We start from the raw sequence: 25,277 nt of genomic DNA on the forward strand, positions 1-25,277 counted from the left end.
AACTTTGTAGAGTTAGTATTTTTTTAGGCACAAATCAACTAAACTCAAAACAATTAATTTATGAAACAACATTTTCTTAAAAACTTGCTATTTGTTTTATTATTAATCACTTATACAGTAAGTGGTCAAACTAAAACAATATCAGGAAAAATTATAGATGAAAATGGAGAACCATTGCTGGGAGCCTCTATTCTAATCAAAAAATCCAAGAAAGGTACTTCTTCCGATTTTGACGGAAATTTTAAAATCAATGCAAAAGCAACAGATATTCTTATAGTTACCTACATTGGCTACGATAAAAAAGAGGTTCTTATTTCTGGGAAAGATAGCCTTACCATTATCTTAAAACCTAGTGCAGAGGCTTTGGATGAAATTGTACTTATTGGTTATCAAAAAGTTCGAAAAAAAGATGTTACAGGTGCTGTAACGAGCATTAGCGCCAAACAAATTGAAGATATACCAGTAGTAACAGTTTCTTCTTTAATAGCAACCCAATCTACAGGCGTACAAAATATTACTATGAGTGGTGCTCCTGGAGCAAGACAATCTTTAGTTATTCGTGGAAATACAAGTCTTTCTGGTCAGTTAGATGCAAACACAGCATTTAGCAACCCACTATATGTTATTGATGGTGTCCAGACTTCTCTAGAGGATTTGGCAGGGTATAATGTTTCTAATGTAGATTTTTTAGCTTCTTTAAACCCAAATGATATAGAAAGTATAGATATATTAAAAGATGCTTCTGCAGCAGCAATTTATGGTTCACGTGGAGCAAATGGGGTTATTATTATAACTACAAAAGGAGGTAAAGCGTTAGACAAGCCAGAGTTTTCTTTTTCTGCAGTTACAGGTGTATCTCCAAAACCGAATTTAGTACCTATGCTTTTGGGTGCTGCAGAAAGAAATGCTAAATGGAAAATGATTGATAGATGGTGGTTAACTAGAGAAGTACAGGGTAATGAGGTTCCAATGGTTCTTTCAGACAGTTTAAACCCAGCGTTTAACAATAATGTGGACTATCAAAAAATGTTTTACCAACCTGGTACCAATAAGCAGTATAATTTAAGTGTTCGTGGAGGTAGTGAAAAATCTAACTACAGGTTTTCTTTGGGTTACTTAAACTCTGAAGGGGTTCTAAAAGGAACAGGCTTTAAACGTTACAATTTATCCGCAAATACAAATTTTAAAGTAGGTTCTAAGTTTAGAAATCAATTTAGAATATTGGCATCTATTACAGATAACCAAACAGGGCAAGGAAACCCTTATGGAGGTTCATTTAACTTAAATGCTACCTTGCCTGTTAGTCCAACGAATTTAAATTCCTCCTTATTCGCCATTAGTGATAAAAAAAGAAAGTCTTTAACAGGAGAGTTAACAGATAAATTAAATACGGACAAGGAATTTAAATCTACCTTTTCTAACTTTGCTACTTTAGATCTTTTTGATGGTTTAACTTTAAACTCGCAATTAACCTACGTTTATAGTAGTATTAAAAAGAACTTTTATGAACCTTCAACCATTAGAACAAATAAAGATGGTTTTGCAAGCTACACACTATACAACCGTCAAAATTTATCTTCTGATTTGTATTTAAGTTATTTTAAAAACTTTGGAGGCAACCATGAAGTTTCAGCAATTTTAGGGAATAAAATAGATTATAACCAGTACGAAGATTTAGGAACGTTTGCAGTAGGCTTTGGTAGTGATGCTATAAAAGTGATTAATAGTAGATACACAAAAGACGAAATTTCTGGATATTCAGATATTAATTCCAACGCTTTATTATCTTATTTTGCAAGAGCTACTTATAAATATAAAGAGAGATACATTTTTAGTGGAAACTTTAGTATCGATGGTTCTTCTAGATTTGGTACAGATGTTCGTTGGGCAAAATTCCCTTCTGCTTCTTTAGCTTGGATTTTTTCAGACGAGCCTTTTTTAAAACCAATTTTATCTGACTTTGTAGATTTTGCAAAATTAAAAGTTACTTGGGGGATTAACGGAAAACAATTTAGAGAAAATTTCTTACGATTTGGCGCCTATAATTTAGGATATGGGGGTGCAGCTTATTGGACCAATCAAATGAATGTTTCTTCTTATGCAGGTACAACAGGAGTAGTTCCAAACTATAATCAAATTGGAAATAAAAAACTATCCTGGGAAAATTCCGAACAATGGGATATTGGATTAGAATTAGACATGTTTAACAGGCGACTAAACTTTAGTTTCGATGCCTATCACAAACAAACAGATAAGTTATTGTTTGACGTATCCCTTCCTGGATATTCTGGTTACAATAGAGCAAAATCAAATATTGCAGGGGTATTAAATTATGGTTGGGAAGCTTTTCTTACTTATCATATTTTTCCAAGAACAAACGATCTACGCCTTTCCTTTGATATTGGTTTAAGTAGAAACGAAAATTATGTTACGAACTTACCAAATGGAAATAGAGATTACATTGGAGAGTCTGGAGATTATGGTTATGTTGTGGGTAGACCGCTTAATTTATACAAGTTTTTTACAAACGATTATATTTTAGATGATTTAAATCAACTACCGGTAAACCCTTACACAGGAGAACCACTTGCAGGAAAATCTGCTTGGGCAAAGATACAGCCAGGATTTCCTATTTGGAAAGATTTAAACGGAGATTATATTTTAAATGAAACTCACGATTATCAATTATCAAGAGAATTCTCTCCAATTCCAGATATTCAAGGTTCTTTTAACATCAATTTAAAATACAAAGCTTGGTACTTACAAATGTACAGCCAATTCTCTTTTGGGGCAGATATTTTTAACTCCACTTTAAATAGTTATATGAATAGTTATGATAGAGGAGGAAATAGATGGGCAGAAAAAGGTTTGGCAGATTTAAGCGCACATACTTTCTGGGACAAACCAGGAGATGGTGCTGCTGGAGTTCGTTTCCCTGCATTGTATCCTGCTGTTGGAAGTTTAGGTGCTTTTTATAGATTTAGACCAAACCAATCTCTATGGATTGAAAGTGGAGATTATTGGAAAATAACAAATGCCTCTATTGGGTATACGTTTTCTGGAGAAAGTTGGATGAAAAACATTGGTTTAAACCGTTTACGTATTTATGGATCTGTATTAAACCCATATATGTGGCAACGTTCCAAAGCTGTTGTAGATGCTTCTTTGGTAAATGCTAAAGGGTATACTTTTGGAAATGGATACCCACAAGCAAGAACTTTTTCTATTGGTATTGATGCAAAATTTTAAACTAAAAAAAACAAAGATGAAAAACATTAAAAAATATACAGTTCTTATAATGATCGTAGGTTTGTTTGCTACTTTTAGTTGCACAAGTATATTAGATCAAGAACCCGTAAATATTACACATCCAGATGTATTCTGGGACAGTCAACCAAACGCAGAGCAAGCATTAGCAGGCGCCTATGCAACGTTTAAAAATGCAATTACTAAAAACGCAAATTTTATCTATTGGGGAGACCTTCCTGCGATGACTTTTATAAACAGTAGAGATTGGATTAGCAATTACATAGAAAACAGTGGAAATTATGTATTGCCTTACAGAGGAGATACTAGAAATTGGAAAAATTTATATAGAGCTGCAAACTGGGCATTAACTATAGAAAAATACGTTTCTGAAATGCCAAATAACTTATTTACTTCTAAAAAAGAAAAAGATAGAATTATCGGAGAAGCCGCTTTTATTAGAGGACTTTCTTATTTTTGGATTGCACGTGTCTGGGGAGATGCTCCTATTGTAAATGAATCTATAGAATCTTCAAATCAATTAATAAATAGCGACGGATTTGTACTAAGAATTCCAAGATCTAACGAATTAGAAGTATTAGACTTTGCTTTAGAAGCAACTAATAAAGCAATAAATTATTTAGATTATTCGTCACCAGGTTCTACAAACTGGGCTATAAAAGCAAATAAAGCAAGTGCAGAAGCATTGAAAGCAGACCTTACACTTTGGTATGCTGCTAGAGATAATGATAACCCAGAAATGTTAAAAACAGCTATTAATGCAGCAACAAACGTTATTAATAATAGTGGTGCAGTACTTATAGATTATGTAGCGGAAGGCAAAGAAGGTTTTGATAATATGTGTATTGGAGGGTCTAAAACAGCTTTGTTTGAAATTAATATGAATTCTAGCATGAACGAATCTTTTCGTATTTCTAGCGGCGGAAATCATTACACTGGTTTAACTTTAAATTTTCCTATTTGGAAAAATAAAAATACAAGTACATCTCCAATAATAGATCCAGATTTTTATGGAAAAAAAATGATGGCTAATGATCCTGACAGAACAAATGATATACGAAAAAAATTATTTTTCTATGATTACGAGAGTGATGAAAATTCTTTTCCATTAAAATATTCACACACCTCGCAAGACACAGATTCTAAAGATGCGTATGCACTATTTACAGAGTCAAATATTCTACTTTACAGAATGGCAGATGTACACCTGATTAGAGCAGAAGCCTTTGCAAAATCTAACCAAGCTGCAAACGCAGTAGCAGATTTAAATTTAACAAGAAGTAAAGCAAATGTACCTAACTATACAGGAAATATGGACAAAGAAAGCTTGATTAAAGCCATTTTTGAAGAACGTTCTATCGAATTTGTTATAGAAGGAAAATCGGCTTACGATCGTATTCGAATGAATTATTTCGAAGGTGTTCCTTGGATGACTCAAACTAGAATTGCCAAAAAAGGATATTTTTGGCCAATTTCTCCATCAATAATTTCCAACAATCCTTCTATTGTTCAAACAGAATTTTGGAGAGGATCTTTATAAAAATGATGATGAAACAGTCAACAATAAAAAATAAAACAATGAAAAATACATGGTTAATAGTAATTATACTTGTTTCGCTATACGCTTGTAATAGTGAAGAACAAATGATTGATGGTGGTTTAAGTAATGGAAATGTAAATCTAAGCACTTTCGATTTTCTAAAGTCTCACAAACAATTAGATACGCTTGCAATTTTAATAGAAAAAGCAGGAATGAAAAATAAAGTAAATGAGCAAACAACTCTTTTTGCCGCCAACAATGCATCCATTAAAAGATATGTAAACGCTGTATTAGCAAAAATGAGACAAACAGATCCAGAAGCGACATTTACCGTAAACGATATTCATATAGATACTTTAAAAAAATATATGGGAAGTTATATTTTTAATGGAAAAATAAAACGAGAAAATATGACAAAAGAAGGGAGTATATTAACCGCCTTTAATGGAGATGAAAGAAGAATTTCTTTAGAACCTGTTGAAAATTATACTAGTTATTTAGAAAGCTTTCCAGAATATGTTTATTATACTTATAAAGTAGGTAATGAGTGGAATGATTGGGATGATGAGAATTCAGACGACGAAAGTGTTTTGGTTAGAACATCTAATATAACAACCATAAATGGTGTTGTTCACGTATTGCAGGGTACACATGTTTTATTCAACTATAAAAATAATTAAAATTTAAACGTATGAAAAATTTAATAACAATTTTATTATTTATTGTAGCTGTAGCCTCTTGTACACCTCCAGAGGTTGGCTACATAGACGATAATATACACGCCCTACAAGATACTATTTTTGTACCAAGAGGAACGTTTCTACTTTCCGCAGTTCCTGCTGTTGAAGGCTCTACATATCCTTTAGAATGGGAAATTACAGGAATAACAGATGCAGATGGAAACCCGACTGACGAATTGTTCGAGAAACATACAATAACAACTTGGAAAGCTGCTTATAACCCAGAAACAGATACTACTTTAGAACTTGCTAAGGCCAAAATTCAACAAACTGAAGAACCTTCTATTTTAATAAGTCCTGTAAGTGGAGAAATTGCTTTTACTGGAGCTACAAAATTTGTAAAAGAAGATATCTTTAAGATTAACGTAAAGGTTAAAAATGTAAAAGGTGAAAGACAATTAGATAATTTTGTAGTTGTTAAACTACTACCATTCGCCGCTGTAGAATTTCCAACAGAAATGCGATCTAGACTTCAATTAGGTAAAGATGATGGAAGTTACGATATTGGTTATACATCTTCAATAAAAAATGGAGATGACCCAGAGTCAAAAAAAGTTTTAGATGGCACACACCCATATATATCAGTTATAAAAACAAGTGATGAACCCGCAATTGGCATAAATGTAAAAATGACGATTGCCGATAGTTATGATACTCCATTAGATACAGATAAAATAATTTTTTATCCTACTGGATCCACTTTTTTACAAAATTACCACGATAATTCAACGGAGACAACAACAAACGCTACCAACACAATATTTTCTTTACCTGCTCCACCATTCCCTCAATATGCAAGAACTTATTCTGGAAACAACTCTTATTTAATGTACTATTTAACAAAGCCGACGGCTTTTACAGTAGAAAAAGAAGCTTTCGAAGCAGACAATGGTGCAAAAGATTGGACAAAATATATAGATGCTAATACTGGAGAAATAAGAAACAGAGCATATATTAGATGGGGAATTAAAATTAATGACTCTGGTACTTGGGAAATTAAAATGAAAATACCTTATACCAAAATTAAAAAATAAATTAAACCATTAGCAACAATAATTATTTGAATTAATTTAATTTGTAGCAAATTAAGGTGTCTATTATTATATTAGGCACCTTTTTAAAATTTTTTTTATTTATTATTTTAAAAAAACTACTAAAACTAATCGCATCTTATAGACGAAAAAAAAATCATTTTAAAATTGAAAAAATATAACTTAACTTAGCAAGAAACTCTCAAATTAGTACTAACCATTATTAAATTTATAAAGGCAAACTATAATCATTACAAATTAAAAAACACAAAATATGAGTTCAAGAAGAAACTTTATTAAAAAATCTGTTGTTGCTGGTGCAGGGATAGCAATGGTTCCAAACTTAAGTTTTGGAAATAACAATGTAAATAAACAAGAAAAACTTAAAGTAGGTTTAATAGGAGTTGGTTTAAGAGGTACAAATCACTTAAACAACCTATTACATAGAAACGATGTAGAAGTTACAACAATTTGCGATATCGACCCAAATAGAATTTCTATCGCACTTAAAAGATTTGAGAAATTTGGTAAGAAAAAACCAAAAGTTTTTGGAAAAGGAGAATACGATTATAAAAACCTTTTAGACTCTAAAGATGTTTCCGCTGTTATTATTGCAACTCCTTGGCTTTGGCACGCACGCATGGCAAAAGATAGTATGAAAGCTGGTAAATATACAGGTTTAGAGGTTTCTGCTGCAAATACTATGGAAGAATGTTGGGACTTGGTAAATGTACATGAAGAAACTGGTTCTCATTTAATGATTTTAGAAAACGTAAACTATAGAAGAGACGTTTTAGCCGTATTAAATATGGTAAAACAAAACGTTTTTGGAGAAATGGTTCATTTTAGATGTGGCTACCAGCACGATTTACGTTTCGTAAAACTAAATGATGGAAAATCGGCTTATGGAAAAGGTGTAGAATTTGGAGAAAAAGGAATCTCGGAATCTGCATGGAGAACACAACATTCGTTATTAAGAAATGCAGATGTGTACCCTACCCATGGAGTTGGTCCTATTGCTACAATGATAGATATTAATAGAGGAAACAGGTTTACCTCTATTTCTTCAAATGCATCAAAAGGAATCGGTTTGCATAATTATATCGTTAAAAATGGAGGTAAAGACCACCCAAATGCAAAACTAAAATTCAAACAAGGAGACGTTATTACTTCGACCATAGAAACTGCTTTGGGAGAAACAATTATAGTTACACACGATTGTAATTTGCCAAGACCTTATTCTTTAGGTTTTAGAGTGCAAGGTGCAAATGGTTTGTGGGAAGTAGATGGAAATAGAATGTATATCGAAGGAGAATCTAAACCTCACAGATGGGATGATGCTTCTGATTGGTTAAAAAAATACGACCATCCATTATGGAAAAAATATGGAGAAAAAGCAATGGGTGCTGGTCATGGAGGAATGGACTTTTTTGTAATTAATTCTTTCGTAGAATCTGCCAAACAAAATATTGCTCCTCCACTAGATGCTTATGATGCTGCTGCCTGGAGTTCAATTACACCTTTATCTGAATTATCTATAGAAAATAATGGAGAACCACAAGACTTCCCAGATTTTACTAGAGGTAATTGGGTAAAAAGAAAACCTTATAAATGGATTAAAGATACCTATTAAAAAGGTATGTTTTAAGGTTAAAAATTATATTTTCGACCCTTTATAAACTAAAAAAGTACCTATTCTATTATTTTATATATGAAAATAGGTACTTTGTATTTTGTAGGTAAAACAATCTTTTTAAAATTAAAAACCTAATACATTTCCAAATGTTTTTATCACTAAGAAAAATATTTATACTAGCAACTCTAATAATTACATCTTCTTGTAAAACAACTACAAACGATTCTTCAAATAATAGTAAAACAAAGCCTAATATTATATACATTCTTGCAGATGATTTAGGGTATGGTGAGTTAGGGATTTATGGTCAAGAAAAAATTGAAACTCCCAATATAGATGCACTTGCAAAAAACGGAATGTTATTTACCCAGCATTATTCTGGAGCACCTGTTTGTGCTCCTGCTAGATATATGTTGCTAACAGGACAACATGCAGGGCATTCTTACATAAGAGGAAATGACGAGTGGAACGAACGAGGAGATGTTTGGAACTATAAAAAAGTAGTAAAAGACTCTACTTTAGAAGGGCAAAGACCCATACCAAACACAACAATTTTATTTCCTAAATTATTAAAAAAACAAGGGTATAAAACAGGAATAATTGGTAAGTGGGGTTTAGGTGCTCCTCAAACAGATGCAATTCCAACAAAAATGGGGTTCGATTATTTCTTTGGGTACAATTGCCAAAGACAAGCACATACTTATTACCCTGTTCATTTATATGAAAACGAACACAAATATCATTTAAAAAATGATACAATAGCACCAGGTAAAAAATTAGCAAAAGGAGCAGCTATTAACAATTCAGAAAGTTATAAAGATTATACTTTAAATGAGTACACACCAGATTTGATGTACGATAAAATGATACATTTTATTTCTAACAATAAACAAAACCCTTTCTTTTTTTACTGGGCTACTCCAATACCTCATAATCCAATTCAAGCTCCAAAAAGATGGGTCGATTATTATGTTAAAAAGTTTGGAAAAGAGAAACCTTATTTAGGGCAAAGAGGTTATTATCCTCACCAAAACCCAAGAGCTGGTTACGCTGCTATGATTTCCTATTTAGATGAGAATGTTGGGAAATTAATTCAATATTTAAAAGATCAAGGAATTTACGAAAATACTTTAATTATGTTTTCTTCAGACAATGGAGTAACTTATTCTGGAGGAACAGATGGAGAATTTTTTAATAGTTCTGGGCAATTTGGCGAAAAATACGGAAAAGGAAAAGGTTTTGTTTACGAAGGTGGTATTCGAGTACCTATGATTGTAAGCTGGCCAAATAAAATAAAACCAAATACAAAAACAAAACTTATATCTTCTCAGTACGATATTTTAGCAACATTATCGGATATTACTGGTTTCGAACCACCAAAAAACGATGGAATTAGCTTCTTACCTACTCTATTGGGAGAAAATAAACAAAAAGAACACGAGTTTTTATATTGGGAATTCCCAGAATATGGTGGGCAAGTTGCCATAAGAATGGGAGATTGGAAAGTGGTAAGACAGCATTTAAAAGATAAAAAAGAACCAACATTAGAATTGTATAATCTTGCAAAAGACCCTACTGAATCTAATAATGTAGCTGATGAAAATCCTGAAATTTTGCAAAAGGCAGCAAAAATTTTTAAAAGAGAACATACAGATGCGCATTCAAATAATTTTAGAATTCCTTTAATTGAAAAAGGATTATTAGTTAAATAATAAATTTTAATACATAATGGATAGAAGAAAATATTTAAAAACAATTACATTAGGAAGCATTATTCCTTTTATGGCTCCTTCCATTTTAGCTAAAGAATCTTTTTCAATTTGGCCTTATAAAAAAGGAGTAAACTTTAAATCTAATTGGCATAATTGGAACAATATGAAATGGGTTGGTCCAGAATATTGGGGAAATCGCCTACAAGATTGGATCTTACAAGACAAGGCTGTAGTATGTGATATTACAGGAAAAAACAGAAATTTACATTTGTTACCGCTTCAAAAACCAAAGGGCTTAATTGGTTTTACAACAAATGTTAAGGTAGAAATTTTAAATGATGCCATTAAAACAAACCCGAAAGCTTGTATTGGTTTACGTTTAGGTGCAAAAGGACCTTATAACGATTACAGGTCTGCAGCTGTATTTGGCAAAGGTTTAGATATCGGTTTCAATGGAAAAGGAGATTTAAAAGTAGGCAAACAAGTTATTGAAACTTTATTAACAGAGATCCCGAATTCTTTTCATTTAATTGTTGAAGCCATTCCACAACAAACCAATTATCTTTTAAAAATTTCTGCAATTAACCCAAATAACAATCAGTTTATTTTAAAAGAAGAAAAAGTTACTTTAGAAGATAAAAAATTGATAGGAAACTTCTCTTTAATTGCAGATGTTCCTGGAAAAGTAAGTAAAGATAAAGCCGCTAAACCATCTGCAAAATTTTCTAATTGGTCTATTACTTCAGAAGAATTAAAGTTCGAAAAGAATCATTTTTTTGGTCCTATAAATTTTGCCCAATACACACTTAACAAAAACAAATTAAAATTAACTGCACAATTTTCTCCTGTCGAAGAAATTAAGGGACATAGAGTATTGCTTCAATTTAAAATAAATAAAAATTGGGAAACACTTGCCACAAAAAAAATAGAAAGCTCAGGTAGAGCTGTTAATTTTGCTATAGAAAACTGGCAACATACAACAGCAATTCCCTATAGAGTTTTATTAAAAATTCCTTTAAAAAATATGGTAGAGACTTACAATTTTAAAGGAACAATTGCTGCAGAACCCATATATAAAAATAATGTTAAAGCTGCTGTTTTTAGTTGCAATGCACATTATGGTTTTCCTGATGCAGATGTGTATAAATCGGTCTCTAAATTAACACCAGACTTGGCGCTGTTTTTAGGAGACCAATTTTATGAAGGAACAGGTGGTTTTGGAGCACAATATACAGGCGATTTCGATAAAACTTGTTTAGATTATCTAAGAAAATGGTATATGTTTGGCTGGTCTTATCGCGAAATTTTTAGACATATACCTTGTGCTATTATTCCAGACGATCATGACGTTTATCATGGAAATGTTTGGGGAGAATCTGGTAAAAAGGCAGACACTTCTCGTGGGTTAGGTGCTTATGCTCAAGACAGTGGTGGCTATAAAATGACTGCAGATTGGGTAAATATGGTACAATTTACACAAACCAGCCATCTACCAGATCCTTATGATGCAACTCCATTAAAACAAAATATTGCTGTGTATTATTCGAATTGGAATTATGGTGGAATTAGCTTTGCTATTTTGGAAGATCGTAAATTTAAATCGGCACCAAAAAACGTGTTACCAAAAGAAGCCAATATTTACAATGGTTGGATTTTAAATGAAAATTTCGACATAAAGAAATACAAACATTTAGGTGGCGAGTTATTAGGGAAAAGACAAGAAGCATTTTTAGAAGAATGGGTAAACGATTGGTCTAATACTTCTGAATTAAAAGTTGTTTTATCTCAAACAAATTTCGCAACTGTTGCAACGCTTCCAAAAGGTTCTAAAACCGGAGATGTAATACCCTCTTTAAAAATTCCTAGTACTGGAGAATATATTAAAGGCGACAAACCTACTGTAGATATGGATTCTAATGGCTGGCCAGCAGCAAAAAGAGATTTGGCAATTTCTATAATTCGTAAAGGTTTTGCATTTCATATTGCTGGCGACCAACATTTGGCATCTTACATACAATATGGTTTAAAAGAACATGGAGATTCTGGACACGCATTTGCTGGTCCTGCTTTAAATAATTTATGGCCTCGTCGTTTTTGGCCAGATGTAGATAGCGCAAATCATACTATAGAAAACCCTGCTTATGTTGGCAACCATTTAGATGGTTTTGGAAATAAAATGACTGTAAAAGCCGTTGCAAATCCGCAAAACTCGAACAAAAAACCAAAAATTTTGCATACAAGAGCTGTAGGTTTTGGTTTGGTTACTTTTAATAAAAAAACAAGGGATATTAAAACAGCATGTTGGCCACGTTTTGTAGATCCTACAGAAGAGAATACACAATATCCTGGATGGCCAATTACAATTAATCAACAAGAAAATTATGGTAGAAAAGCGGTTGCTTACTTACCAAAAATTACAGTAAAAAATTTAAAGAAACCTGTTGTTAAAATTATCAATCAAAAAAACAAAGAAACTGAATATTCTTTGCGTTTAAATACAGCCTCATTTACTCCAAAAGTGTTTGATAAGAATGCGATTTATACAGTTAAAGTGGGAGAACCAGATACCAATACTTGGCAAAGTAAAAGCGACATTTCTGTAAATGATGATATTTTAAAGTTTAGGTTTTAATTCTAAAACTTAATTCTAAAGCAAAAAGAGACCATCTCAAAAGTAAATTTAGCCGTTATTTTGAGCAAAGTCGAAAAATATAAGATTTTAAAAATCAACGAAATAAGATTTTTCCATTAAAGTTGGAAATGGTAAATTCTAATACTTTTAAGACAGCTTCTTTTTTATAAATACATATTATTACTGATTCATTTTCATACTATGGTCATATTTACAACAACCAGGTAAATTATTATAAGCATCTAAGTCGCCTTTTGCTTTTTCGGTATCGTAACCAGAAGCAGCAATTGCTTTATGAATTTCCATTGCATTTGTTTTGCTATTGTCGAAAGAAATATCGATTTTCTTTCTATCCACATTCCAACTTGCTGTTGCTACACCTTCAACATTTTTTGCAGCTTTTTCAATCGTTTTTTTACACATACCACAATTTCCTCTAACACCAAAAGAAATATTTGTTGTTGCCAATTCTTTAGAAACTTCCGTTTTATTAGTATTTGTTTCTTTTTTACCTTCGTTTTTACAGCTTGTAAATACCATTGCTGTAACTATTACTAAACTTAAAATTACTTTTTTCATTTGTTTAAAATTTAATTTATTTATTATTCTATTACTTGTTTTACTTCTCCACAGGTTAACATTTTATCTCCATAATAAGGGTTAATTATTTTTTCTTCTTTACTTAACCAATAAGCGCCTCTATTGTTATTTGCCATAGGGCAAAATTCTACATATACTTTTTCGTCGATGCCGAATATTTGAATAGTATTAATTAATTTTATTGAAAGATCTTTAAAATGGTTTCTTTGTTCTTTAATTTTTGAGGTTTTAGAAATTAAAGTTGTAGCTTCTTTTATTTCTTTTTCTAAAGACATCCAATTATTATGAGTTTTGTTTTGTTTAAGCTGTTTCATATCAACTTTAGCTATATTTTCCAATATTATTTTTGATGCAGATATAGCTTTATTAGTATCTTCCTGAACCAAAGCATCTTTTAGCTTTATATATTCATTAAAAACATTTTTCAATTGATTTTGAAATTCTTTAGATACTTTTACTCTTTCTTTTTTAGTGAAGTTGTTTGCCATTCCATTATGATTTTCGTGACCAGCCGTAACTTTTCCATCTTTTTTATTCATCATGGATTTTTTTCCTTGCAATTGAGCAGCTGCATCTACAGTAAAGGTTCCATTTGTTACAATTTCATCACCATTTTTTAGGCCTTCTAAAACTTCGTAAAACTCTCCAATTCTATTGCCTAATGTAACTTCTTGCATTTCAAAAACAGATTCATTCGCACTTGTTTTTTTATAAACTACAGAACGTTTTCCTGTCCACAAAACTGCAGATGATGGAACAGTTACTGTTTCTTCGTTATTAGAATTAATTCCTTTAGTTTTTCCTTCGACAAACATTCCTGGCTTCAATTCGTTATTTCTATTATTAAGCACAACTCTTAATTTTACAGTTCTTGTTTTCGTATCTAAAACAGGATCTATAAAATCTACTTTTGCCGTAATTTTTTTATTGGTATTTGTGGTTATAGAAATTTCTTGTCCTTTTTTAAATAGATGAATTTGATTCTCATAAACATCGAAATTTGCCCAAAGAACAGAAAGATTCGAAACTTTAAATAATGCTTCTCCTAATGCAACATGGTCTCCTTCTTCTACCATTTTTTCTGTAACTGTTCCTGTTTGTGTTGCATAAATTGGAAAGTTTTGAATTGGTTTACCAGAGTTTTCTATTAAATTTATTTGTGCATCTGTTAGTTTTTTAATTTTTAGCTTTCTTCGAACTGCTTTATATAATTCTAGTTGCGATTCTTTTATAGATGATGCTGTAATTAACTCTTGTTGAGAAGCAAATAATTCTGGAGAATAAATAGTTGCCAATAATTGCCCTTTTCTAATTTTCTCTCCAGTTGAAGCAACCAATAATTTTTCTATTCTACCTGCAAAATGAGACACTTGAACTGTATTTAAGTTTTCATTTTCTACAATTTTACCAGATAATTTAATAGCATTATTTTCTATTTTACCTCCTCCAACAATAGACGTTTTAATGTTAGCTAAAGCCATCGCATTTTCTGTGAGCTTAAATTGGTCTGCCATTAAACCGTCTGCACTACTTTCTGCAGGAATTAAATCCATTCCACAAATAGGGCAATCGCCAGGTTCTGGTTGCATAATTTGTGGATGCATGGAGCAGGTCCACATTTGATCCGCTTTAGAGGATTTCTCATGATTGTGAGTTGTTGTCGAATTATTAGAAGAACTTCCGAAGAAGAAATATCCTAATAATAAACCAAAAGCAAGAATTCCTAAATAGATTACTATATTTTTATTTTTCATTTTCTAATCGTTTTACCATTACTTTCGTTTCTGTTTTTAAATATTGATTTGGATTTTTCATAATTTTTAGTTTTATCGTTAAATTTTAGTAGTTCTTAATCTTAATGCATTCGCGATTACAGACACAGAACTAAAACTCATTGCTAATGCTGCAATCATTGGTGATAATAATATTCCGAAAAAAGGAAATAAAACCCCTGCTGCAATTGGCACACCTAAAGTGTTGTAAATAAGTGCAAAAAATAAATTCTGTTTAATGTTTTTCATAACACCATTACTTAAGTTTCGTGCTTTTACAATTCCGTGTAAATCGCCTTTTACCAAAGTAATCATTGCGCTTTCAATAGCAACATCTGTTCCAGTTCCCATAGCAATACCAACATTACTTTTTGCTAAGGCTGGTGCATCGTTAATTCCATCTCCTGCCATTGCAACAACCTGTCCTTTTTCTTGTAATTCTTCTACGGCTTTGAGTTTATCTTTTGGCAACATACTTGCTTTAAAATCTTCAAGATTTAATTCTGTTGCAACTGCTTTTGCTGTATTGTAGTTATCTCCTGTTAACATAATTACAGCAATTCCCATTTTCTGTAATTCTTTAATTGATTTTGCACTGGTTTCTTTAATTTTATCTCCAATAACAACATAACCAACTACATTTTTGTCTATTGATAAATAAGAAACTGTTTTTCCTTGCTTTTGGAATGAAACTGCTTTTTCTTCCATTTTTGATGAAATTTTAGCTTTTGCATATTCCATCATTTTTGGGTTGCCTAACGATATTTTTTTATCATTTATAATAGCCTCGACACCTTTACCTGTAACAGCAGAAAAAGAGGTCGATTTTAAAATATTAGCATTTTGTTCTTTTCCATACTTTACAGTAGCTTCTGCTAAAGGGTGTTCGCTATTTGTATTTAAAGAAATAATGTAATTTAAAACTTCTTTTTCGGTATAATTGCTGGTAAAAGAACCTATTTTTTCTACTGTTGGTTTTCCTTCTGTTATAGTTCCTGTTTTATCTACAATTAAGGTGTTTACTTTATTCATTTTCTCTAAGGCTTCCGCATTTTTAATGAGCACTCCATTTTGTGCGCCTTTACCAACACCAACCATTACAGACATTGGTGTTGCCAGTCCTAAAGCACAGGGACAAGCAATAATTAAAACTGCAATAGCATTTACTAAAGCATAAACGTATGCTGGTTCTGGCCCCCAAACTGCCCAAATAATAAAGGTAATTAGAGAAATTAAAACCACCACTGGAACAAAGTAGCCAGAAACAGTATCTGCTAATTTCTGAATAGGTGCACGACTTCTGCTTGCATCGTTTACCATGTGAATAATTTGAGATAGTAAGGTATCGCTACCTACTTTTTGGGCTTTCATTAAAAAAGATTGATTCCCATTTATGGTTCCACTACTTACTTTATCTCCTTCTGCTTTGTTTACAGGAATTGGTTCTCCAGTAATCATAGACTCATCAACAGTAGTGCTACCTTCTGTTATTTTTCCATCAACAGGAATTTTATCTCCTGGTTTTACTTTTAAGATATCATCTAATTCTATTTTATCTATAGATACTTCAACTTCTTCTCCGTTAACAATTTTTGTTGCTTTATTAGGGGCTAATTTTAAGAGTTCTTTTACTGCGGAATTTGTTTTACTATGTGCACGTGCTTCTAATAATTGCCCCATTAAAACAAGTGTTAATATTACAGTTGCCGCTTCAAAATAAACGTGTACAGCACCAAATTCTGTTTTAAATTGATCTGGAAAAACATCGGGAAAAAGCATTCCAAAAACACTAAAAACCCAAGATACCCCTGCACCTATACCTATAAGTGTAAACATATTTAAATTCCAAGTTTTTATACTTTTATAGGCACGTTCGAAAAACATCCAAGTCGCATAAAATACTACAGGAATTGATAATACAAATTGAACCCAATTCCAGTTTTTTTGTTCTAAAATATCATATAACGGATTATTACTTAGCATTTCACTCATTGCTATTAAGAAAATAGGGAGCGTAAAAGCAACAGCAATCCAAAACTTTTTAGAGAGTTTTTTATATGTTTTTTCTTCTGCAGAAATATCTGCTTCCAGTGGTACTAAATCCATACCACAAATAGGGCAAGAGCCTTCTTCATCTTTTACAACTTCTGGATGCATTGGGCACGTCCATTGCTCTGAATTTGTAATTGACAGATTAACTTCTTCAACTAAATCCATTCCACAAACTGGACAATCTCCAGGCTTGTTATACGTCTTTTCGCCTTCACAATGCATTGGGCAATAAAAAGTACCTGTTCCTGTTCCTTTTTTGGGGGCTCTTTTTACTTCTTTTATGTGTTGATGATCTCCATGTTTGTGAATACTATATCGCCCACCATCTTTTTTTAAAGCTTCTTGAAAAGCTTCTAATTTAATATGAGATTCCATTTCTATGGTTGCTGCTGCTTTCTCTAAATCGACTGTTGCTTTCGAAACACCTGTAACTTGTGAAAGTATTTTTTCTACGTGACCTCTACAACCATTACAAGTCATTCCGTGAATATGATATGTGTGTTTCATTTTATCATTATTTAGAATAAAAATACTATATCTGTGACCATCATTTTCTAAAGCTTCTTGAAAAGCTTCTAATTTAATATGAGATTCCATTTCTATGGTTGCTTCTGCTTTTTCTAAATCTACAGATGCTTTTGTAACACCTTTAACTTTTGAAAGATTTTTTTCTACGTGACTTCTACAACCATTGCTAGTCATTCCTGTTATTTTATATGTGTATTTCATAATTTTTAAGTTTTACATTTTCATCATTTCTTCTTCATCCATTTCCATTCCCATTTTCATATTTCCATCTTTATCTGTGTGTGATTTCATGAAAAGAAATTGAAACAGGAAAACAAGAGCTATTCCTATAACTGCTACTACAAGTACAAAAGGGTCGTTAACATATTTTATATAAATAAATGCTGATAAAATAACAATATCCATCACTATTGCTATTATTGGAATAACTGGATTAAATTTCACTTCTTTTTTAAGGTATCTGAAAAGTCCCCAATGAATCGCAATATCCATAATCAAATAAAAAATGGCTCCAATGGAAGCTATACGAGTTAAATCGAACAGAATAGTTAATAGTATTGCTAAAGAAACAGTAAAAATTAACGAAGGATTTTTAAGTTTCTTCATTTTGTTTATATCAGGCACTTGCTTTATATTACTCAACATTCTTAATATTCTTGAGGCAGAATATACGCTGGCAATTACACCAGAAACTGTTGCTACAATAGCCAGTAAAATTGTTAAAATTGCCCCCCATTTGCCAAACAGTGGTTTTGCTGATGCTGCTAAAGCATAATCTTTTGCTACTATAATTTCTTCAACACTTAAACTACCAGCAACCGACAATGCTAAAATAACATAGATAATTGTACAAACTGCAATTGAAATAATAATGGATCGTCCTACATTTTTATGTGGATTTTTAATATCATCACCTTGATTTGTAATCGTAGTAAACCCTTTAAAAGCAAGAATAGACAATGCCAAAGCTGCTACAAATCCAAATCCTTCAGGTAAAGCTTTATTATTAGTTGCTACATAATTACCTATTATAGTTGGCAAACCTGAAATTATTAACCCAGAAATTGCCAACAATGCAATACCTGCTACTTTAATAATTGCTGTAAAGGTAGCAGTTGCTTCAATAATTTTATTACCAGAAATATTTATAATATAGGCTACTCCAATAAGAACTACACCTAATATGGATGCATATCCTGAATATTCTTCTGGAAATAAGCGTAAAGTATAAGCTCCAAAAGTACCAGCAACCAAACTTTCTGCAACTACCATTGAGATGTACATTAGCAGAGAGAAAGATCCTGCTGCTGTTCCAGGACCGAAAGCTTTTGTTAAAAATTTTACTATACCACCAGAAGAAGGATACGCATTTGAAAATTTAACGTAAGAATACGAACTAAAACCAACTACAATTGCGCCTGCTATAAATACAATTGGAAACAAATCGCCTACTAACTCTGCAATTTGCCCCATTAGTACAAAAATACCTGCACCAATCATTACACCTGTACCCAAAGAAACAGAGCCTAATAATGAGAGTTTTTGGTTGGTTGTTTTTAGCATTTTCATTTTATTTTAATTTTGTACGCATTGCTTCAGAAATATTTTCTGCATAAACACCATAAGCATCTACCAATAATCCTTTAATTCCGTTTTTTGATGAAATGGCGTAAAGAACGCTATTATCATCTGTACTGCTCATTCCTTCAAAACGATGCATCTCATCTACATCAAAATCTTCTGGATGTAATTTTAGATTTAAGGAGTTACATTCTATATGTTTTGGGCATAGGTTTAAGTTATACGTGTATCCGTTTGCTTGTAAAGTGCTTATTGCTTCAGAAAGAGTGTCGTAGCTTTTCATTACTTTAATTTATTTATAAATGAATTGTCATCACAGGTTTTTTCGAGTTATTTGTAATGTTTTCGGCAATACTTTTAGAGAAAATGTTAGATAAACCACTTCTATTATGTGTGTACATTGCTACTAAATCTACATCATTATCTTTTTGAAACGTTTCTATACCTTTTAAGATGGTAGGTTCGTTATAAACGTACATTTCATAATTTTCTAATTCTGAAAAGTTTGTTAAAAATTCTCTAATTGGCTCTATGCCATTTTTAATATTATTAAAATCTTTATTTGTATTGATATTTAATAAATGAATTTTTGATTTGCATTTCTCTGCTATTTTAATAACTTGTTTAAAAGCGTTAGATATATCTTCCTTAAAATCAGAAACAAAAACAATATTTTTAAAAGGAAATCGTATAGCATCTTCTTTAACCACTAAAATAGGAACGTGTATATCTCTAATAATTTTTTGAATATTACTACCAAAAAATTGTTTTGAAAAATCTTTTTGTGTGCCTTTACTACCTGTTATCAAAAAGTCGTGATGAAAATTATGTGAATGTACAGAAATTGCTTTTACATCTGAAATATATTCCAAGAAAGTTCTGGATTTTAAACCTTTGTCTTCAGCTTCTTTATCAAGGCTTTTTAACTTGCTTTTGGCAATGCCAATCGCTTTTTGAGTATCAGGATATTTATGTTCGTCTGTTTTATTTAACTTTACCCAGTCTACTGGTGTATGTATTTGATGTAAAAAATGAATTTCAGCATTAAAAAGTGTGGCCATTTCAATTGCTAAATGAGCTGCTTTATCGCAAGTTTCTGAAAAATCTGTAGGAACTAAAATGTTTTTCATAATCAATTAGATTTTTAGTTTTTTAAATAAGGTGTAAGAATGAATTATCTTCCATTTTTCGAGTATTTTTTGCAATATTGATGTTACTAACTAACAGGTTATATTTTATTGTACCATGGGTATTGTGCGTTATTGCTATGACAATCATAACAAGATATTTGCAACTTGTTTTTTACGTTATTTGTCGCATTATTTACCAACATAAAATCGGTTACTGGAACAATAATATTTTGGTTGAGTTCTGTGGAAATGAATTGTATTCCCACAAAAGCAACCAATAAAACCAACAATATGATTTTAACTGTTTTCATTTAGTTAATTTCTCTTTGCACTTTACCACACTTCAACATTTTACTACCATAATAAGGGTTACGCACTTCTTTACTCATACTTAACCAAGCACTTCCTTTTTTATACATTGGGCAATATTGCTCATATAATTTATTAAAAGCACCAGTTATAGCAACCATATCAATCATATTCTTACTTAAAACTTTAAAGTGTTCTCTTTGATATGCTATTGGGCTTTTGGATATATGCTCTGCGTGTTCTTTGGCATCAACAATAATATCCTTTAGTTCTAATTTTTGACCATCAGTATATTTAGAAACATCTAAATTTTTTAAACTTTTTTCTAATGAAGCAGCCAATTCTTTTGCTTTTGCTTCGTCATTAGAAATCAATGCATCTTTTAACATAAAATAACCAGAAAGAATTGCTTCTACTTTGGCATCTTTTTTTAAATTTCTGTGGTTTATTTTTTCTTTTTTCTGTGCATTGGTAGAAGAAATCACTAAAAATAGTATTGCTACCAAACTAATTTTTAAATTTTTCATTTTAATTGTTTTTAAATTTATATTTGATTTACTACTATTTATTCTTAAAATCTTACTGATAATCCACCACCACTGCCAAAACGATTGTCGTAACTCGCCATTAAAGAGAAATTTCTTGATAGCATATATTCTGCTCCTGCGCTCCAAACTGTTTCTGAAATGAAATCTTTATTTACTGGTAAAGTATTAACAAAACCTAAATCTATTTGGTATTCGTAATAACCGAAAACAAACAGTTTAGGAAAAACCATTATACTGCGTCCTAATCCAATCCTTGGTCTTAATTTATTATCGACTCTAACATCTAAATTGAATAAGTAAGGTGTTAAATATCGAAGACCAACAACTGCTGTAGTATTTAATTTATCTAAACTACCATGTGTTTCATTCTCTACATTTACTCCACCAAATACTCTTAAATAATCATGTAAATAGCGTTCATAAGTAAATTCTCCCTCCAAATTTTTGTTCCATCCGTATTCGAAAGATGCATTAAATTGATTTCTTAAATTAGAAGTTGTTAAATTAATTGCTGTGTTATTTGAAGCAATGTCTGCCAATCCCCAAGAATACCATTTATCTGTTTCTGCGATAATTTTTGAAGCTGAAAATTCATCCATTCTTGGGTCTCTTGGTGTGTTATAAGACATTACTCTTGCCATACCACCCATCATATGATACAGAATATGGCAGTGGAAAAACCAGTTGCCAGCTTCATCGCCATTGTTTCCATAAAACTCTAAAGTTACTTTTTGCATTGGTGGCACATTTACTGTATGCTTTAATGGTGAATAGTCTCCATTTTCATTCAACACTCTAAAGAAATGACCATGTAAATGCATTGGGTGGTGCATCATTGTTAGGTTATTAAATGTAATTCTTGTTACCTCTTTATTATTTATTTTTATATTATCAGCTTCAGATAATGGCACACCATTCATACTCCAAGTATAACGATTCATATTACCTGTAAGGTTTAGTAGGATTTCTTTTACAGGAACATTTTTATCATAGTTGGTTTTCTCTGGCGACTTTAAGTAATCGTAATTATATTCAGCAAATAAATCCATTCTATGCATTTTCATTGCTGGCATAGTATTCTTTTTCTTCATATCCGTTCTTGCCATATTAGAATGATTCATTTTGTCCGTTTTCATATCACTATTCTTCATACCACCATCCATTTTCATTCCTTTCATTTTATCCATCTGCATCCCATATTTATCTTTTATTTTAAAACGTTCGTCTTTACTTGGACGATATTTTAATGCATGCGCACCCATTTTCATATCCATCTTAGCCATTTTCATCATCATTCCAATTTTATCTGGTTTCGGGATTTCTTGTGCTTTTAAAACTTTCCCATTTCCCAAAAATGCAGATGCTGTTCCAGAACCATCTTGTGAAGTAATTTTGAATTCTATTTTTCCTTCTTTTGGAATGGTTACAATAAAATCGTAAGTTTCTGCAATGGCTATAAATGTTTTGTTCTTTTTTACAGGTACAACATCTAATCCATCTGCAGAAACCAATAGAGGGTCTTTACCACCAAAAGTCATCCAAAAAGAAGTAGAAGCTCCTCCATCTATAATGCGTAATCGTACTTTTTCTCCTGGTTTAAATTCTGGATACTCAATGCTTTCTTCTCCATTAATTAAAAATGCAGAATAATAAACATCTGCAATATCTGCACCTTCCATACGCTGTTTCCAAAAATTGAGTTGTGCTCCAAATGCGCCACGAGCAATTACTTTATTAAGCGGAGTTGATGTTCCTTTTTTAATGCCATACCATTCGTTACCTCTTTTTAAATTTTTAAGAACACTCATTGGTTTTTCGTTTGTCCAATCAGATAGCATTAGCACCAATTCTTTATCATATTCTAACACTTTTTCTTTAGGTTGAATAACAATGGAACCATAAACACCGCTTTGTTCTTGCAACATCGTGTGAGAATGATACCAATAAGTACCAGATTGTTTTAATGGAAATTCGTATTTCTGTGTATGCCCAGGTTTTATAGGTGGTGTATTTAAGTAGGGAACACCATCATAAAAATTTGGTAATAAAAGTCCGTGCCAATGTACAGAGGTTTCTACACTCATTTTATTTTTTACATAGATAACTGCATATTCACCTTCTGTAAACTCTAAAGTTGGCCCAGGAATTGTTCCGTTAACGGTCATTCCCATAACGTCTTTTCCTGCTTTATTTACAGTTGCTTTACGCAAAGTTATGGTGTATTCTTTTACTGGAAGATTATTTATATTTCCTTCTGTTACTTTTTTCTCTTGTGCAAAAACTATGGTAGTTAAGGCAATAAGAAATATAAAAATTATTTTAGTTTTCATTCTATTATTCATTTTAGAAGTAATCAAAGTTACTACAGAACAAAAAGATATTTTATTCTAATTATGGTTCATATTTATACAATTTGGTCTAAAGATTTTCTATTCCAAGTTTGAAATTTTTTATAATCTGTCATTGTAATTCCTGTACTATTTTTAAATTGTTTTGCCAAATGACTACTATTTTTATAGTTTAAACTGTATGCTATTTCAGAGAAGTTTAATTGATTCAATTGTATGTATTCTTTTACTTTTTCAATCTTCAGACTTATAAAGTATTTTTCGAGTGTTATGCCTTCAGATTTACTGAAAGATTTACTTAAAAAAGAATAGGTTTTCCCCAATTCATTTGCTAATTCAGAAAGTATATAATCTGTTTCATTTTTATCTATATGCTTAATAAGTGCAATTTTAATTTTCTCAATCAGTTTTATGGAAGTCTCTTTTACAAGTCTAAAACCTTCTTTTTTTAAGGCTTCTTCGAGTTTGATAAAATTGTTGTTTATATTTTCTTCAACTACCACTTTACCTAGCTCTATTGATAAAATCTGAAAGCCTTCATTATTGAATATTTGACTAACAACTGTTTTACAACGCTTACAAACCATATTTTTTATATTTAATGTTTGCATCATTTTAATTCGTTAAATAATTAATAATTGTGGTTTGAATGAAATAAGATTTAATAGACTCTATTTGATTCATTTGAAACTTTAATTGCAATTCTTGAATATCTAAAACATCATTAAAATCAATCGTTCCTGTTTCGTAACTTTTCATTAGAATATCTTCAGCATTTTTCGCTTGTTTTAGGTTTTTAGTTTGTGTTTTGTAACTTATTCTTGCAGAAATACGGTTATTTATTGCTTGGTCTAAAAGTGTTTCTAATTTGTTTTTTCGATCTTGTTTTTGTTCTAAAATTTCTTGCTGTTGTAATTTATTTTGTTTGGTTTTCGATGTGTAACTGTTGTTAAAAATAGGTATAGAAATAGAAACCATAGGCATTAAAATATCTTTACCATTATCACTAAAGTTCATATTTGGACGTTTTGCAACATTTACATAATCTAAACCGAAACCAAGCATTGGATTATTTTCTTTTTGGTTTAATAATTCTGATTTTTCGATAGATTTATAAATTTTATCGTACTTTAACAATTCTGGATGCACTGCTATTTTTTTTACATTTATTTCGAAATTTGCTGAAGGAATATCCAATGTATTTAAAACATTAACAGTAATTGTTTTATCTCGATTTAAAAGCTTGTTAAACTTCGTTTGTTCCGCTAAAAATTGTTGATTTAAAACATCTAACAATTCCGCCATTTCATTTTCTCGCATTTGCAATCGTAAAACATCTACAGCAGATGCTTTACCAACTTCTACAGAAGTTAACGCTAAAGTTTCATAAGTTTTAAGTAATTTTATATTTTCTTCTAATACTTTCTGTTTTGCTTTGTTTTCATATAAATTATAATAAGATTGCGAAACAGAGGTAATTAATTTTCGTTTTGTAATTACAATATCTTCATATTTGGCATCTGCCATAGATAAAACATAATTTTCTCTCGAAGTAATTGTACCAAACCAAGGCAACATTTGTTTTACTGAAATCTTAAAACGTTGTGCTCCTGTTCTAGTTTCTGGTTCACTCACAAAATATCCTGCACCAAATTGGGTGTTTGGAATTGTGTTTACTTCGTTTACTTTTTCGGAAGCTCTTTTGTATTGCAATTCGAATTTTTTAATTGTTGGATTGTTCGCCACTGCCTGCTCTAAATAGCTTTGCAATTGCTGACTTTGAAGGTTAAGCACAAAGAAAAAACAACAAAAAGTAAAGATTATCTGAAATTTTATATCTAAATTTTTCAT

17 protein-coding genes and 1 pseudogene are annotated in these 25,277 nt (G+C 31.2%); 7 read left to right on the forward strand and 11 right to left on the reverse strand.

What is annotated here, in order from left to right; translation table 11 throughout:
- Window positions 1–60 precede the first annotated feature (60 nt).
- From J3359_RS05380 to J3359_RS05410, 7 genes are all read left to right on the forward strand, one after another.
- Window positions 61–3,249: a SusC/RagA family TonB-linked outer membrane protein gene (locus J3359_RS05380; protein WP_208079709.1), complete on the forward strand. Its 3,189-nt coding sequence runs from the start codon at window positions 61–63 to the stop codon at window positions 3,247–3,249.
- Window positions 3,250–3,265: 16 nt separating this feature from the next.
- A complete protein-coding gene (locus tag J3359_RS05385) occupies window positions 3,266–4,807 on the forward strand; it encodes a RagB/SusD family nutrient uptake outer membrane protein (RefSeq protein ID WP_208079710.1) in 1,542 nt (513 codons plus the stop codon).
- A 38-nt stretch (window positions 4,808–4,845) separates the two neighbouring features.
- Window positions 4,846–5,487, forward strand: coding sequence for a hypothetical protein (locus J3359_RS05390; RefSeq protein WP_208079711.1), 642 nt, complete (start codon window positions 4,846–4,848; stop codon window positions 5,485–5,487).
- Window positions 5,488–5,498: 11 nt separating this feature from the next.
- On the forward strand, window positions 5,499–6,581 hold the full coding sequence (locus tag J3359_RS05395) for a DUF5007 domain-containing protein (protein WP_208079712.1): 1,083 nt from the start codon (window positions 5,499–5,501) through the stop codon (window positions 6,579–6,581).
- A gap of 271 nt (window positions 6,582–6,852) precedes the next feature.
- Window positions 6,853–8,211 carry a Gfo/Idh/MocA family protein gene (locus tag J3359_RS05400; protein ID WP_208079713.1) on the forward strand — a complete coding sequence of 453 codons (1,359 nt, stop codon included), beginning with the start codon at window positions 6,853–6,855 and terminating at the stop codon, window positions 8,209–8,211.
- Between the two features lie 149 nt (window positions 8,212–8,360).
- Window positions 8,361–9,926 carry an arylsulfatase gene (locus J3359_RS05405; protein ID WP_208079714.1) on the forward strand — a complete coding sequence of 522 codons (1,566 nt, stop codon included), beginning with the start codon at window positions 8,361–8,363 and terminating at the stop codon, window positions 9,924–9,926.
- Window positions 9,927–9,942: 16 nt separating this feature from the next.
- Window positions 9,943–12,558: an alkaline phosphatase D family protein gene (locus J3359_RS05410; RefSeq protein WP_208079715.1), complete on the forward strand. Its 2,616-nt coding sequence runs from the start codon at window positions 9,943–9,945 to the stop codon at window positions 12,556–12,558.
- Window positions 12,559–12,738: 180 nt separating this feature from the next.
- Here the strand turns inward: J3359_RS05410 and J3359_RS05415 are convergent, their stop codons facing one another.
- The 11 genes and pseudogenes from J3359_RS05415 to J3359_RS05465 all read right to left on the reverse strand — a co-directional run bounded on the left by J3359_RS05415 (window position 12,739) and on the right by J3359_RS05465 (window position 25,277).
- Entirely contained in the window at window positions 12,739–13,137 is a 399-nt protein-coding gene (locus J3359_RS05415) for a heavy-metal-associated domain-containing protein (RefSeq protein WP_208079716.1), read from the reverse strand.
- Between the two features lie 23 nt (window positions 13,138–13,160).
- Complete coding sequence (locus J3359_RS05420; RefSeq protein ID WP_208079717.1) at window positions 13,161–14,912, reverse strand: efflux RND transporter periplasmic adaptor subunit; 1,752 nt, start codon at window positions 14,910–14,912, stop codon at window positions 13,161–13,163.
- A gap of 78 nt (window positions 14,913–14,990) precedes the next feature.
- Window positions 14,991–17,711, reverse strand: coding sequence for a heavy metal translocating P-type ATPase (locus J3359_RS05425; protein WP_208079718.1), 2,721 nt, complete (start codon window positions 17,709–17,711; stop codon window positions 14,991–14,993).
- A 12-nt stretch (window positions 17,712–17,723) separates the two neighbouring features.
- Entirely contained in the window at window positions 17,724–19,079 is a 1,356-nt protein-coding gene (locus J3359_RS05430) for an APC family permease (RefSeq protein WP_208079719.1), read from the reverse strand.
- 1 nt (window position 19,080) lies between these two features.
- The gene (locus J3359_RS05435) at window positions 19,081–19,374 is read right to left on the reverse strand and encodes a phosphoribosylpyrophosphate synthetase (protein WP_208079720.1); all 294 of its coding nucleotides are present in this window, start codon (window positions 19,372–19,374) and stop codon (window positions 19,081–19,083) included.
- Window positions 19,375–19,387: 13 nt separating this feature from the next.
- Window positions 19,388–20,221 (reverse strand): universal stress protein, encoded by an 834-nt coding sequence (locus J3359_RS05440; RefSeq protein WP_208079721.1) that lies wholly within the window; start codon window positions 20,219–20,221, stop codon window positions 19,388–19,390.
- A gap of 101 nt (window positions 20,222–20,322) precedes the next feature.
- Window positions 20,323–20,532, reverse strand: a pseudogene (locus tag J3359_RS05445) (heme-binding domain-containing protein); the annotation flags it as partial.
- Window positions 20,533–21,057, reverse strand: coding sequence for a DUF3347 domain-containing protein (locus J3359_RS05450; RefSeq protein WP_208079722.1), 525 nt, complete (start codon window positions 21,055–21,057; stop codon window positions 20,533–20,535). It lies immediately after the preceding pseudogene.
- A gap of 44 nt (window positions 21,058–21,101) precedes the next feature.
- Window positions 21,102–23,408 carry a multicopper oxidase domain-containing protein gene (locus J3359_RS05455; RefSeq protein ID WP_208079723.1) on the reverse strand — a complete coding sequence of 769 codons (2,307 nt, stop codon included), beginning with the start codon at window positions 23,406–23,408 and terminating at the stop codon, window positions 21,102–21,104.
- 74 nt (window positions 23,409–23,482) lie between these two features.
- Window positions 23,483–24,040, reverse strand: coding sequence for a helix-turn-helix domain-containing protein (locus J3359_RS05460; RefSeq protein ID WP_208079724.1), 558 nt, complete (start codon window positions 24,038–24,040; stop codon window positions 23,483–23,485).
- A gap of 1 nt (window position 24,041) precedes the next feature.
- Complete coding sequence (locus J3359_RS05465; RefSeq protein ID WP_208079725.1) at window positions 24,042–25,277, reverse strand: TolC family protein; 1,236 nt, start codon at window positions 25,275–25,277, stop codon at window positions 24,042–24,044.

It is taken from the genome of Polaribacter cellanae, from assembly GCF_017569185.1.
In the GTDB taxonomy this organism is placed as follows: Bacteria; Bacteroidota; Bacteroidia; order Flavobacteriales; family Flavobacteriaceae; genus Polaribacter; species Polaribacter cellanae.

What these genes read in the sequence shown, in the direction of transcription:
- J3359_RS05380 (WP_208079709.1), top strand. Translation starts at nt 61, where the DNA reads ATGAAACAACATTTTCTTAAAAACTTGCTATTTGTTTTATTATTAATC.
- J3359_RS05385 (WP_208079710.1), top strand. Translation starts at nt 3,266, where the DNA reads ATGAAAAACATTAAAAAATATACAGTTCTTATAATGATCGTAGGTTTG.
- J3359_RS05390 (WP_208079711.1), top strand. Translation starts at nt 4,846, where the DNA reads ATGAAAAATACATGGTTAATAGTAATTATACTTGTTTCGCTATACGCT.
- J3359_RS05395 (WP_208079712.1), top strand. Translation starts at nt 5,499, where the DNA reads ATGAAAAATTTAATAACAATTTTATTATTTATTGTAGCTGTAGCCTCT.
- J3359_RS05400 (WP_208079713.1), top strand. Translation starts at nt 6,853, where the DNA reads ATGAGTTCAAGAAGAAACTTTATTAAAAAATCTGTTGTTGCTGGTGCA.
- J3359_RS05405 (WP_208079714.1), top strand. Translation starts at nt 8,361, where the DNA reads ATGTTTTTATCACTAAGAAAAATATTTATACTAGCAACTCTAATAATT.
- J3359_RS05410 (WP_208079715.1), top strand. Translation starts at nt 9,943, where the DNA reads ATGGATAGAAGAAAATATTTAAAAACAATTACATTAGGAAGCATTATT.
- J3359_RS05415 (WP_208079716.1), bottom strand. Translation starts at nt 13,137, where the DNA reads ATGAAAAAAGTAATTTTAAGTTTAGTAATAGTTACAGCAATGGTATTT.
- J3359_RS05420 (WP_208079717.1), bottom strand. Translation starts at nt 14,912, where the DNA reads ATGAAAAATAAAAATATAGTAATCTATTTAGGAATTCTTGCTTTTGGT.
- J3359_RS05425 (WP_208079718.1), bottom strand. Translation starts at nt 17,711, where the DNA reads ATGAAATACACATATAAAATAACAGGAATGACTAGCAATGGTTGTAGA.
- J3359_RS05430 (WP_208079719.1), bottom strand. Translation starts at nt 19,079, where the DNA reads ATGAAAATGCTAAAAACAACCAACCAAAAACTCTCATTATTAGGCTCT.
- J3359_RS05435 (WP_208079720.1), bottom strand. Translation starts at nt 19,374, where the DNA reads ATGAAAAGCTACGACACTCTTTCTGAAGCAATAAGCACTTTACAAGCA.
- J3359_RS05440 (WP_208079721.1), bottom strand. Translation starts at nt 20,221, where the DNA reads ATGAAAAACATTTTAGTTCCTACAGATTTTTCAGAAACTTGCGATAAA.
- J3359_RS05450 (WP_208079722.1), bottom strand. Translation starts at nt 21,057, where the DNA reads ATGAAAAATTTAAAAATTAGTTTGGTAGCAATACTATTTTTAGTGATT.
- J3359_RS05455 (WP_208079723.1), bottom strand. Translation starts at nt 23,408, where the DNA reads ATGAAAACTAAAATAATTTTTATATTTCTTATTGCCTTAACTACCATA.
- J3359_RS05460 (WP_208079724.1), bottom strand. Translation starts at nt 24,040, where the DNA reads ATGATGCAAACATTAAATATAAAAAATATGGTTTGTAAGCGTTGTAAA.
- J3359_RS05465 (WP_208079725.1), bottom strand. Translation starts at nt 25,277, where the DNA reads ATGAAAAATTTAGATATAAAATTTCAGATAATCTTTACTTTTTGTTGT.